At 69.4% G+C, this 12600-nt stretch carries 9 protein-coding genes; 8 read left to right on the top strand and 1 reads right to left on the bottom strand.

Annotation, left to right across the window (positions count from 1 at the left end):
* Nucleotides 1–15: 15 nt before the first annotated feature.
* The 3 genes from AB0O48_RS12340 to AB0O48_RS12330 all read left to right on the top strand — a co-directional run bounded on the left by AB0O48_RS12340 (nucleotide 16) and on the right by AB0O48_RS12330 (nucleotide 2877).
* Nucleotides 16–1041, top strand: a complete 1026-nt coding sequence (locus AB0O48_RS12340) for an alcohol dehydrogenase catalytic domain-containing protein (protein WP_357254356.1) — start codon at nucleotides 16–18, stop codon at nucleotides 1039–1041.
* Nucleotides 1038–1799, top strand: coding sequence for an SDR family NAD(P)-dependent oxidoreductase (locus AB0O48_RS12335; RefSeq protein ID WP_365065096.1), 762 nt, complete (start codon nucleotides 1038–1040; stop codon nucleotides 1797–1799). The genes AB0O48_RS12340 and AB0O48_RS12335 overlap by 4 nt, the downstream gene beginning before the upstream one ends.
* 70 nt (nucleotides 1800–1869) lie before the next feature.
* Nucleotides 1870–2877, top strand: a complete 1008-nt coding sequence (locus AB0O48_RS12330) for an aldo/keto reductase (protein WP_357570041.1) — start codon at nucleotides 1870–1872, stop codon at nucleotides 2875–2877.
* Between the two features lie 78 nt (nucleotides 2878–2955).
* Here AB0O48_RS12330 and AB0O48_RS12325 read toward each other — a convergent pair whose 3' ends face one another.
* A complete protein-coding gene (locus tag AB0O48_RS12325) occupies nucleotides 2956–6504 on the bottom strand; it encodes a ThuA domain-containing protein (RefSeq protein WP_357570040.1) in 3549 nt (1182 codons plus the stop codon).
* 525 nt (nucleotides 6505–7029) lie between these two features.
* Between AB0O48_RS12325 and AB0O48_RS12320 the strand changes: the two genes are divergently transcribed.
* The 5 genes from AB0O48_RS12320 to AB0O48_RS12300 are packed head-to-tail and all read left to right on the top strand — an operon-like array spanning nucleotide 7030 to nucleotide 12554.
* Complete coding sequence (locus AB0O48_RS12320; protein WP_357254349.1) at nucleotides 7030–8541, top strand: sugar ABC transporter ATP-binding protein; 1512 nt, start codon at nucleotides 7030–7032, stop codon at nucleotides 8539–8541.
* Nucleotides 8538–9512, top strand: a complete 975-nt coding sequence (locus tag AB0O48_RS12315; RefSeq protein ID WP_357254347.1) for an ABC transporter permease — start codon at nucleotides 8538–8540, stop codon at nucleotides 9510–9512. Before AB0O48_RS12320 ends, AB0O48_RS12315 begins: the two co-directional genes overlap by 4 nt.
* A 2-nt stretch (nucleotides 9513–9514) precedes the next feature.
* A complete protein-coding gene (locus AB0O48_RS12310; RefSeq protein ID WP_357254345.1) occupies nucleotides 9515–10498 on the top strand; it encodes an ABC transporter permease in 984 nt (327 codons plus the stop codon).
* A gap of 25 nt (nucleotides 10499–10523) precedes the next feature.
* Complete coding sequence (locus tag AB0O48_RS12305; protein ID WP_365065161.1) at nucleotides 10524–11696, top strand: substrate-binding domain-containing protein; 1173 nt, start codon at nucleotides 10524–10526, stop codon at nucleotides 11694–11696.
* A 6-nt stretch (nucleotides 11697–11702) separates the two neighbouring features.
* On the top strand, nucleotides 11703–12554 hold the full coding sequence (locus AB0O48_RS12300) for a sugar phosphate isomerase/epimerase family protein (RefSeq protein ID WP_357254342.1): 852 nt from the start codon (nucleotides 11703–11705) through the stop codon (nucleotides 12552–12554).
* The last annotated feature ends 46 nt before the right edge of the window (nucleotides 12555–12600 follow it).

Below are 12600 nucleotides of genomic sequence, written 5' to 3'. Positions count from 1 at the left end.
CGAGACGGAGGATCGATGAAGGCAGTCGTCTACCGGGGGGCGCGAGACCTCGGAATCGAGGATCGCGACCCGGTCCCGCCGGGTCCCGGCCAGGTGCGGATCGAGGTGGCGTACACCGGGATCTGCGGCACCGATCTGCACATCTACCACGGCGACATGGACGCTCGGGTCGGTGACTCCGCGATCATCGGGCACGAGATGTCCGGCCGGATCGCGGCCGTCGGGCCGGACACCACCGGCTGGAGCATCGGGCAGCCCGTCACCGTGCTGCCGACCCGGCCGTGTGGAACGTGCGCTGCCTGCCAGCGCGGGCACTCCCACGTGTGTCACGCCATGAACTTCCTCGGCATCGACTCGCCGGGTGCCATGCAGTCCTACTGGACCGTGCCGGCGGAGCTGGTCCTGCCGCTCCCGGAGGATCTGCCGCTGGACCACGCGGCGCTCGTCGAGCCGGTCGCGGTCGCCGTGCACGACGTCCGCCGGGGCAACGTGACGGCCGACGACCAGGTGGTCGTGGTCGGCGGTGGGCCGGTGGGGGCGCTCATCGCCGTCGTCGCGCAGGGTCGCGGCGCGCGGGTGCTCCTCGTCGAGCCGGACCCGTTCCGTCGCGAGGTGGCGGCCGGGATCGGAATCGAGGCCGTCGACCCGGGCGCGACAGACGTCGTGGCACTTGTCAACGAGCGCACCAACGGCGCGGGCGCCGACATCGCCTTCGAGGTGTCCGGCTCCGCCGGCGGCGTCACCACCGCGGTCGACGTCCTCACCACCCGCGGTCGGCTGGTGATGGTGGCGATCCACCCCCGGCCCCGCGAGGTCAACCTGCACCGGTTCTTCTGGCGTGAGCTGGAACTGCTCGGCGCGCGGTTGTACCAGCGCGACGACATGGTGGAGGCGATCCGGTTGGTCGCCTCGGGCGAGATCCCGGCGCGACAGCTCATCTCCCGGGTGGAACCGGTCGAGGCGGCCAGTGCCGCCTTCACGGCACTGGAGGGTGGCGGCGTGATGAAGGTGCTGCTCGATCTGCGGGAGGGAAACCAGTGACGGCCCTGTTCGACCTGTCCGGACGCGTCGCCGTGGTCACCGGCGCCCGGCGCGGCATCGGCCTCGCCATGGCCGAGGCCCTGGCGCTGGCCGGTGCCGACATCGTGGGCGTCTCGGCCCAGCTCGAATCGGATGGCAGTGAGGTCGAGCGCCGGGTGCGCGCCGCCGGCCGCCAGTTCACCGCGCTGCGTGCCGACCTCGGCGACCGGACGGCCGTACACCAGTTGGCCCGGGATCTCACCGCTCTCGGGCCGATCGACATCCTGGTGAACAACGGCGGCACGATCGCCCGCACCCCGGCCGCCGAGCACCCGGACGAGATGTGGGACCACGTCATCGAGGTGAACCTCAGCAGCCAGTTCGTCCTGAGCCGGGAGATCGGCCGGACGATGGTGGAGCGTGGCCGCGGGAAGATCATCTTCACCGCCTCGCTGTTGAGTTTCCAGGGCGGCATCACCGTCCCCGGCTACGCCGCGTCGAAGTCGGGCATCGCCGGGCTCACCAAGGCGCTGGCCAACGAGTGGGCGGCCCACGGGGTGAACGTCAACGCCATCGCCCCCGGCTACATCGCCACCGACAACACCCAGGCGCTGCGCGACGACCCCGACCGCAACCAGGCGATCCTCGCCCGGATTCCGGCGGCCCGGTGGGGTCGCGCCGACGATCTCGGCGGTGCCACGGTGTTCCTGGCGTCCTCGGCGTCGGACTACGTCAGCGGGGTCGTGCTACCCGTCGACGGCGGTTGGATGGGCCGATGACGGGCCGGCCGGTGCCCCTGGTGAGCGTCGGCGGCGAGCCCGTTCGCCGCGTACCCGGGCTGGCGGCGTCATGAGGACGCGAGCGCTGCCGCGTCGCCCGCAGGTGCGCCTCACCGAGCTGGGGTTCGGCGCGGCCCAGGGCGGCAACCTGTATCGGGCGACGACGGACGAGGAGTTCGCCGCGGCGGTCGACGCGGCGTGGGCGGCGGGCGTCCGGTACTACGACACCGCGCCGCACTACGGACTCGGGCTGTCCGAACGCCGCCTCGGCGCCGCGTTGCGTCAGCGGCCGCGCGACGAGTACGTCGTGTCGACGAAGGTCGGACGACTGCTGGTCCCGTCACCCGAGAACGCGCACCAGCGGGACTCCGAGGGGTTCGACGTTCCCGCCAGCCACCGCCGGGTGTGGGACTTCAGCCGCGACGGTGTTCTTCGCTCGATCGAGGCCAGCCTCGAGCGCAGCGGGCTGGACCGGATCGACATCGTCTACCTGCACGACCCCGACGAGCACTGGGAGCAGGCCGCGCACGAGGCCGTGCCGGCCCTGCTCGACCTGCGTGACCAGGGCGTCGTGGGTGCCATCGGCGCCGGGATGAACCAGTCGGCGATGCTGGCGCGGTTCATCCGGGAGACCGACGTCGACGTGATGATGTGCGCCGGGCGGTACACCCTGCTCGAACAGGGTGCGGCCGACGAACTGTTGCCGATCGCGGAGAACCGGGGGGTGGGCGTGGTCATCGCGGGCGTCTACAACTCGGGGTTGCTGTCGCGGGACCAGCCGCCGGCCGACGCCGTCTACAACTACCAGCAGGCCCCACCCGAGGTGATCGAGCGGGCGCGGCGGATCGCGGCGGTCTGCGAGACGTACGGGGTGACCCTGCCGCAGGCGGCACTCGCCTTCGTCCGCAGGCACCCGGCCGTGGTGTCGACGGTGGTCGGCGTCCGCACCGAGGCACAGGTGACCGAGACGGTACGACGGTCCGACGTCGCCGTACCGGAGGATCTGTGGGGCGCCCTGACGGCGGCTGGGTTGCTCGCCGTGGCGCCCGGTCCGGGCACGGCGGACCAACCGAACTGACAAAAACGTCCCGGCCGGGACCGGCTCCGATTTCCGGACACCGGTCCCGACCGGGACGTCATCTGTTACCGCGACAGGTCACACCGCGGTGAACCGCCACTGCTGGTTGGCCGCGCTGTGGCAGGTCCACTGCAACAGTCGGGCGCCGTCGGTGGTGGCCGCGCCGTTGACGTCGACGCAGAGGCCGCTCAGCACACTCTTCACCGTGTACACGCCGGAGGTGCCCGTCGCGGTGGCGGTGAACTTCTGCTGGTTGCCGTTGTTGCAGGTGGCCTGCTGGAGGAAGGCACCCGCCGCGGTCGAACTGCCGACCACCTCGACGCACTTGCCGCTGTGCACCGCCTTGAGGTAGAGCGCGCCGTTACCGGCGTCGACGGCCTGCCACCTCTGGTTGTTGGCACCGGTGTTGGCCCACTGGGTGATCTGGGCGCCGTCGGCGGTGGAGACACCGCTGACGTCCATCAGCTTGTTGCTGTGCTGCGCCGTGACCGTGTAGGTCTTGCCCGCCAGGCCACCGCCGGTGCCGGTGCCGGGTGTCCCGACGCCGTTCCCGCCGAAGGTGTGCGAGTCCAGATCGAACGAGTTGCTGCTGCCCTTGAACACCATGTAGAGCGTCTGTGTCCCGCTGGAGGCGGCGACGCTCACCGGAGTCGTGGACTGGTAGTTGTCCCAGCCGCCCGTATTGGGCACCGTGGTGGTGGCCAGCAGGGTGCCGGTCGGCGAGCCGGCGCGCAGCTCGATCGAACCGCCACCGGATGGCGACGACACCCGGTAGCTGACCGTCGAGATGCCGGACAGGTTCATCGGGCTGAACGCGATCCAGTCGTTGGTGGAGATGTCACCGATGCGCTTGGTGCTCTCCGCGGCGGCCTGGTCGATGACCCGGATGCCGGACTGGCTGCTGAAGTACTCGGACTGCTTGTGCTTCGGTTGCAGGATCGCCTGCGCGGTGCCGGTGAGCGGGGACCCGCCCCCCGAACCACCGTTGTCGGTGTACCGCGCGTTCAGCACGTAGAACAGGTTGGCGCCATCGGGATGCCCACCGAGCAGGTCGGTGGAGATGGTGCCCGAGCAGCCCGGGTATTCGGTGGTCTCGTGCGCGTGGTCGTCGTGACCCAGCGCCGGGTTGAGGATGACCTTCGAACAGTCGACGGTGCCGCCGTCCGGATCGGTCACCGTGATCTGGTACGACACCTTGTCACCGAAGGTCAGCATGCCTCCGTTGCCCGGTGTGGTGATGGTGACCACCGGGGCGCTGTTGCCGACGGTGATCGGGACGTTGGCGAAGCCGGTCTTACCGGTGCTGTCGGTGACCTTCAACTGGGCCGTGTAGTTGCCGTTGGAGGTGTACGTCTTCGACGGGTTGGCCGCCGTCGAGGTGGTGCCGTCGCCGAACGTCCACAGGTAGCTCAGCGTGTTGCCGTCCGGGTCGGACGTGCCCGCGCTGCTGAACTGGACGGTCAGCGGCGAGGAGCCGCTGGTGGGTGTGCCGGTGGCCTTGGCGATCGGTGACCGGCCGCCCTGGATGTAGTCGATCCGGTAGAGCCCGGAGTCGCTGTTGCCGCCACCGAAGTTGGTGCCCCACTCCAGCAGGTAGAGCGAGCCGTCCTTGCCGAACTCCATGTCCATCGGCTTGTTGAAGTTACCGCCGGGCAGGAACGAGTTGGTGCGGGTCACCGCCGAGGAGGAGTCGAAGTGCACCTCCTTGATGTAGTTGCGCGACCACTCGTAGAAGAAGTGCACGCCGTCGTAGTAGGACGGGAACTTCGTCTGGGACGGGTTCGACGCGTCGTAGCGGTAGACCGGGCCGCCCATCGGGGCGGAGCCGCCGGAGCCCAGCTCCGGGAAGGTCGTCGAGGCGGGGTAGCCGTACCAGATGTTCGGCATGACGACTGGCTTCAGGCTGGTCAGGCCGGTGTTGTTCGGCGAGTTGTTGACAGGTGCCGAGCAGTTGAACTTCGAGCCGACGACGCCGGTGTCCGGGTTGTACGGCGCGTAGGGCTGGTTGTTGCCGTGGCAGAACGGCCAGCCGTAGTTGCCGGGCGTCTTGATCACGTTGAGCTCGACCAGGCCCTCGGGACCACGGTTGGTGGTCGGCGGGTTGCGGTCCGGTCCGTAGTCCGCCAGGTAGACCCAGCCGTTGGCGGGGTCGATCGAGAAGCGGAACGGGTTGCGGAAGCCCATGGCGTAGATTTCCGGCTTGGTCTGCGCCGTGCCCTGGGGGTAGAGATTGCCGCTCGGGATGGTGTAGCTGCCGCTGGCTCCGGGACGGATGCGCAGCAGCTTGCCGCGCAGGTCGTTGGTGTTGCCCGCGGTCCGGGCGGCGTCCAGGTTGGACTTGCCCGAGCGCCAGTCCAGCGGGGCGTAGCCCTGCCAGTTGGGGTCGAGGTTCGGCGGCGTGTCGTCGCCGGTGCCGATGTAGAGGTTGCCGTCCGGACCGAACTCGATGTACCCGCCGGTGTGGCCGGGCTCCGGGAAGGTCCGGTCCCGGTACGCCGGGATGTCGATGATCGTCACGCCACTGGACGTGTTCAGCGTGTCACCGCTCATCGTGAAGCGGGAGACGCGGTTGATGTCGGTCGAGCTGCTCGCCGGCGAGTGGTAGAGGTACACGTACCCGTTGGTGGCGAAGTTGGGGTCCAGCGCCATGCCGGTGAGGCCGTCCTCGCCGCCGGTGTAGACGCTCAGCGTCCCGGCGGTCACCGTGCTGTTGGTGGAGGGCTTGAAGATCTTCAGCTGCCCGCCGCGCTGGGCGTAGAACACCCGCCCGTCCGGGGCCACCGCCATCGCCATCGGGTCGACGGTGTTGTCGTCCAGGGTGCGCTTCTCGAAGTTGCTCCAGACGGTGCCGCCGCAGTCGCCGGGAAGGTTGCCGGCGGCCCACTGGATTCCGCCGAGGACGTGGTTGCGGAAGTTCGTCTCGCTGTAGGAGGCGATCGCGTGGCCCATCGCGGTGGCCCACACCCGTCCGCCGCCGGTGTTGCGACACCAGGAAATCGGGTGGTCCGGGCCCATCGCCCGGGCGCCGGGGTTGTACGTGCGCTCGTCGGCGGTCACCAGCACGTGCACCTTGCCGCGCGGGTTGGAGTCGAAGTTGTACCACTCCTCGCTGCGGTTCCACCGATCCGGCAGACCGGCCGTCGACGGGTGCTGCTTGTCGGCGACGATGGCGGTGCCGGGCAGCACGCCGGGGGAGTGCTCCGGCATGTGGGCGCCGCCGTTGATGGTGTTGTCCCACCACGGGTATTCGGTGTCGATGCCCATGTCGGTGGCATTGTGGACGGCCACGATGCCCTTGCCGCTGGCGAGGTAGCCCTCCACCGCCTGGCGCTGGGCGGTCGAGGTCCAGACCATGCCGGAGGTCTGGAGCATCACGATGACGTCGAAGGTCGCCAGGTTGGCAGCGGTGAAGACGCTCGAGTCCTCGGTCGCCACCACCTCGAAGTTGTTCGCTGTGGCCTGCTGCTGGACCATAGCGATCGCGGCGGGGATCGAGTCGTGCCGGTAGCCGGTGGTCTTGCTGAACACCAGGGCGCGGAAGGCTGGGGCAGCCGACGCCGGTGGGGCGAGTCCGAGAGCCAGTAACAGGCCCGCGATCACCGAGATGATCATCGTATTGCGACGCATGGCGTCTCCTAGGTTGGACGGACAACTCCGAGTGCGTCCACGGGCTCACCCTGCGTCAGGTTGTGCCTGGTCGCATGGTGGACACGAGTGCGCTGGTCTGTCCTCGTGCCGTTCGCCGAAACGGCAGTCAGACCCGCGGGACATCACAGAGGGTGATGGCGGCTGTGGTTCGTGTCCCGTGGTCCACAAGGTCAGGATGAGCTAGAGATTAACGGCTGTCAATGAATGGGGTGACGTCCGACGTCTTGCCCTGATGACGACGGCCATGTCCGAATCACTCGCGCACGGCGTCGCTGCCGGCCGAGTGATGGCCCTGGCAATCAGCCCCGGTCGAGGATTGCGGACCTGCATCCAAACATCTATGTTCTTCATACGTGTGATGTTTCGTCGATGTCAAGAGAATGTTCGCAACATAAAAACGGAAGTCTTCGCAGCTAGCTGCGAAAGTTCCGAGTCCGGCCGCGAGCGGGTCGGACGCTGGCCTGTGCACCTTGTTGATGACTACTATCTGTGAGGGCTTTCGGGATGTCAGATCCACCGCCGTCGCCGCTGCTCACCCTGCGGGGCATCGGCAAGTCCTTCCTCGGGGTACGCGTTCTCGACGGTGTCGACCTCGATGTCACGCCCGGCGAGGTCCACGCCGTCGTCGGTGAGAACGGCGCCGGCAAGTCGACCCTCATGAAGATCGTCTCGGGCGGGTACGCCCCGGACGAGGGCACCGTCGAGTTCGCCGGTGAGTCGCGCACGTTCCGTGGCCCGCGCGACGCCCAGCGCGCCGGCGTCGGCATCATCCACCAGGAGTTCAACCTGCTGCCGGAGCGCACCGTGGCGGAGAACGTCTACCTGGGCCACGAGCCGGTCCGGCGCGGGCTGGTCGACCGTCGGGAGATGCTCGACCGCACCACGCGCCTGCTCGCCTCGATCGGGGAGACCACGTTGCCCGCCGACGCCCGGGTGGGGCAGCTCGGCGTCGCCCAGCAACAGGTCGTCGAGATCGCCAAGGCGCTCGCCCTGGACGCGCGGCTGCTCATCATGGACGAGCCGACCGCGGCGCTCGCCGACCACGAGGTCGAGCTGCTCTACGGGTTGGTGCGCCGACTCCAGGAGCGGGGCATCGGCCTGTTGTACGTCTCGCACCGGCTCGCCGAGGTCTTCGACCTGTCCAGTCGGATCACGGTCCTGAAGGACGGCCGCCGTGTGACCACCGTGGACACCGCGAGCACCACCGGCGACGAGTTGGTGCGGCACATGGTCGGCCGGGAACTGTCCAGCTACTACCCGGACCGGGCCGCACCCGAGGACCGGGGTCCGGTGCGGCTCAACCTTCGCGACGTGGGCAACCGGAAGCTGAGTGACATCAACCTCCAGTTGCGCGCCGGCGAGGTGCTCGGCATCGGCGGCCTCCAGGGCTCCGGGCGGTCCGCGCTGGCCCGTGCGATCTTCGGGGTGTCGCCGTTCACGACCGGCGACGTCACGCTCGACGACCGGCCGGTCCGACTGCGCTCACCCCGCACCGCGATGCGGGCCGGCATCGCCTACGTCACCGAGGACCGCAAGGGCGAGGGGATCGTCCCCCGACAGTCGGTGCTCGACAACGCGCTGCTCGCCAGTCGGGCCGTCTTCGCGGCCCGGTCCGGCCGTGCGGCCCGGACCGTTCGGGTGCGCGAGCTGCTCAACGCCGTGGAGGTCCGTGGTGCGGGCGACGACCAGGAGATCCGGTTCCTGTCCGGCGGCAACCAGCAGAAGGTCGTGCTGGCCCGCTGGCTCGCGCTCAACCCGCGGATCCTGCTCTTCGACGAGCCGACCCGCGGCATCGACGTGGGCGCGAAGTCGGCCATCCACGACCTCGTCCGCCGCCTCGCCCGCGACGGGGCGGCCGTGCTGATGATCTCGTCTGACCTGCCGGAGCTGCTGGGTATGAGTGACCGCATCATCGTCATGCGGGACGGCCGTGTCGCGGGCGAGTTGCCCGCCGGCGCGAGCGAGGAAGAGGTCGTCACCCTGGCGGTCGGCGCCGTCCCGGCGGCCGCCGCATGAGCGCCCTGTCGCTCCTGCCGGCCCGGCGCCCCGTACCGGGCGTCTTCGTGGCCCTGACCCTCACCCTCGCGATCGGCTGGCTTGTCGTCCTCGTCGACGGTGGCCAGCTCTTCAACCAGAGCACGACGGTGAGTCTGCTGCACGTGGCGGCCGGCCTCGGGCTCGTCGCCGTCGGCCAGACACTTGTCATCCTGGGTGGGTCGCTCGACCTGTCGGTGGCGTACGTGATCAGCCTCAGCACCCTCGTCGCCGCCGAGACGATGAACGGCAGCGACGGCGCGGTGCTGCCGGCGATCGGCCTGGTGCTCGTCGTCAGCGCCGGCATCGGGCTGTTCAACGGGCTCCTCGTCACCAAACTCCGGGTCAACGCGTTCATCGCGACCCTCGGCGTCGGGCTGCTGCTCAAGGGCTACCTCGACAACGGCTACGACGGGCCGGCCGGCACCACCGCGCCGTCGCTCGTGCAGGCGCTCGGCTACCAGCGCATCGGCCCGGTGCCGGTGTCGTTCCTGCTGCTGGTCGCGGTGACCGCGGCGGCCTGGTTCGCGCTCTCGAAGACCCGCTTCGGCCATCACCTGGTCGCCGTCGGCGGGGACCCGGAGGTGGCTCGGCTCTCCGGCGTCCGCAACGACCGGGTCCTCGTCACCGCCCACGTGCTGTGCTCGATGTGTGCCGGGCTCGCCGGTATCTACCTCGCCAGTCGGCTCGGCTCGGGCGCGCCCCGCGTCGGCACCGAAGGCCTCTACGACCTGGAGTCGATTGCCGCGGTGGTGATCGGTGGCACCGCCCTCGCCGGTGGGCGCGGTGGCGTCATCGGCACGGTCGGGGGTGTGCTGCTGCTCGCCAGCATCGACGCGATCTTCAACCAGTTGGAGGTCGACGCCTTCTTCAAGCAGGTGATCCGGGGCGCGATCATCATCGCCGCGGTGGCCGTCTACGCCCGCCGGGCCATGCGAAAGGCGGCTGTCTAGTCATGCAGACCGTTCAGCGCCGTACGCTGCCGCTGCGTCTTCCGCGGGTCCGTCCCGGTGGCATCCTGCCGATCCTCGCGATTCTCGCGGTGTTGGTGGTGCTCGTCGGCATTCGACAGCCCGACTTCCTCTCCCCTCCGTCGCTGATGTCGTTCCTCGGGCGTTCGGCGCCGATCATCCTGCTCGCCGCCGGCCAGTACTTCGTGATCGTCTCCGGCGAATTCGACCTCTCGGTCGGCTCCCTGGTCACCGCGCAGGTGGTCGTGGCCGCCCGGCTCATCGACAGCGATCCGGCGCGTACCTGGCCCGTGGTGCTGCTGCTGCTCGCCTTCGGTGCGCTCGTCGGGCTGGTCAACGGCCTGATCACGACACGGCTGCGGGTGCCGTCGTTCATCACCACCCTCGGCATGTTCCTGATCCTGGTCGGCGCGGTCTACCTCTGGTCCGACGGTGCCCCGAAGGGTGGCCTCTCCGAGGAGTTCCGGCGGTTCGGCCGGCGGGCGTTCGAGGACGTGCCGGTGCTCGGTCGCGTGCCGTTCGCGCTGCTGGTCCTGGTGGCCCTGGCGGTGGTGGCCGTGCTGCTGATGCGGTCCGACTTCGGCCGGACGCTCGTGGCCGTCGGCGACAACCCGCGCACCGCCGAGCTGAGCGGTGTACGCGTCTGGCGTACCCGCACGATCGCCTTCATCCTCAGCGGGCTCGCGGCGGCGGCCGCGGCGATCCTGCTGGGCGGCTACAGCGGCGTGTCGTTCCAGGCCGGCGCCGGCCTGGAGTTCGGTGCGATCACCGCTGTCGTCCTCGGTGGCGTCGCGCTGGGCGGGGGGCGCGGTTCGGTCGTCGGCGCGATGCTCGGTGCGCTGACCCTTGAGCTGCTGTTCGCCCTCATGAATTTCTACGGCGTCTCCGGCGCCCTCAGGTCGACCGTCCAGGGCGGGATCATCCTGCTCGCCGTGGCGGTCTCGGCAACGCGTTCTTCGTCGAGATAAAGGGGAATCCATAGTGCGACGTTCCATGGCGGCCTTGGCCGCTGTCACCCTGCTGTCCCTCACCGCCTGTGCCACCGACGAGCCCTCCGCGAGCCCCTCGGGCGGTGCCTCCACCGCCGCCGGATCGGGCACCGGGGAGCAGTCGAAGTTCTTCGTGCAGGCCGACTACGACGCCGAGCTCGCACTGCTCAGCGCGACCGCGACGGGCCCGGCCGACAAGCCGTGGGAGCAGGTGCTCAACCCGAAGCTGGTGGACACCGCCAAGTTCAAGAAGAGCGGCCCGCACAAGATCTGCTTCTCGAACGCGGCACTCAACAACCCGTGGCGGCAGGTCGGGTTCAAGACCATGCAGGCCGAGGTCGAGGCGCAGAAGAGCCGCATCAAGGAGTTCGTGCACGTCGACGCCGAAGGCAAGGACCAGAAGCAGATCGCGGACATCAACGACCTGCTCGGCAAGGGCTGTGACGCGCTGATCGTCTCGCCGAACACCACCGCCACGCTGACCCCGGCCGTCGAGGCCGCCTGCCAGGCGGGGCTGCCGGTCGTCGTCTTCGACCGTGGTGTCAACACGAAGTGCCCGGTGACGTTCATCAACCCCATCGGCGGCTACGGGTTCGGCCACGTCGGCGCCGAGTTCGTCAGTCAGAAGATGAAGCCCGGAGGTAAGGTTCTCGCTCTGCGGATCCTGCCGGGTGTGGACGTCCTGGAGACCCGCTGGTCGGCGGCGAAGGTGGCGTTCGACAAGGCGAAGGTCGACGTCGTGGGTGTCGAGTTCACCGACGGCGACCCGGCCAAGACCAAGAAGATCGTCGACGACTACATCCAGCGGTACGGCACGATCGACGGCGTCTGGATGGACGCCGGTGCCGTGGCGGTCGCGGCGGTCGAGGCGTTCCAGGACGCGGGCAAGCCCGTTCCGCCGATGAACGGTGAGGACCAGCTCGACTTCCTGAAGATCTGGAAGGACAAGCAGCTCACCGCGATCGCACCGACCTACCCGACCTACCAGTGGCGTACGCCGATCATCGCGGCGCTGCGGATCCTCGACGGCGAGCAGGTCTCCAACCCGTGGAAGCTGCCGCAGCCGACCGTCACCCAGGACAACCTGGACAAGTACCTCGACGCGAACATGCCGCCGCTGCACTACGCGATGTGCGGCTGCACCGACCTGCCCGGCTACCCGCAGCGCTGGAAGTAGGACCTGATGTACGCCATCGGCGTCAACCCCTGGGTGTGGGCCTCGCCTGTCGACGACGAGGCCCTGGCCGAGCTGATCCCACGGATCGCCTCGTTCGGCTTCGACGCGGTCGAGCTGCCGATCGAGCAGCCCGGCGACTGGGACCCGGTCCGTACCCGGGATCTGTTGGCGGCGCACGGCCTCGTCGCCGCCGGCGTCTGCGCGGCCCTCTCGCCGGGGCGGGAGCTGGTCGACGCCGCGCCAGCGGTGGTCGAGTCGACGGTGGCGTACCTCAAGGGCTGCGTGGCGAGCGCCGCGGCCGTCGGCGCTGGATGCGTCGGCGGCCCGGTGTACGCCTCGGTCGGCCGCACCTGGCGGATGTCGCCGGCGGCTCGCGCGGCCTGCTACGCGGATTTCCGGCGGGCCCTGGCGCCGGTTGCCGAGCAGGCCGGCGAGTTGGGCGTGACCATCGGTGTCGAGGCGTTGAACCGCTACGAGACGAGCGTCGTCAACACGATCGAGCAGACGGTCGAGTTGATCGACGGGCTCCCGTCGAACGTCGGCATCATGATCGATACGTATCACATGAACATCGAGGAGGCCGACCCCTACGCGGCTCTGGCGGTCGCCGGCCCGCACATCAAGCACGTGCAGGTCAGCGGCTCCAATCGGGGCGCACCCGGTGCGGACCACTTCGACTGGCCCCGCTTCTTCACCGTCCTGCGGGACACCGGTTACCAGGGTGCGATCTGCATCGAGTCGTTCACCGGTGAGAACGAGGCCATCGCGGTCGCCGCGGCGATCTGGCGTCCGTTGGCCCCCTCGCAGGACCGTCTCGCCACGGACGGCCTGCGCTATCTCCGGGAGATCCTCGGGTGACCGCCCCCACCCACCGAGGCCCCGGCCCCCGGGCTCTGCCCGCCAC

The organism is Micromonospora sp. NPDC085948, assembly GCF_040686315.1.
Classification (GTDB): domain Bacteria; phylum Actinomycetota; class Actinomycetes; order Mycobacteriales; family Micromonosporaceae; genus Micromonospora.
This window is presented reverse-complemented; position numbering and strand designations above follow the sequence as displayed.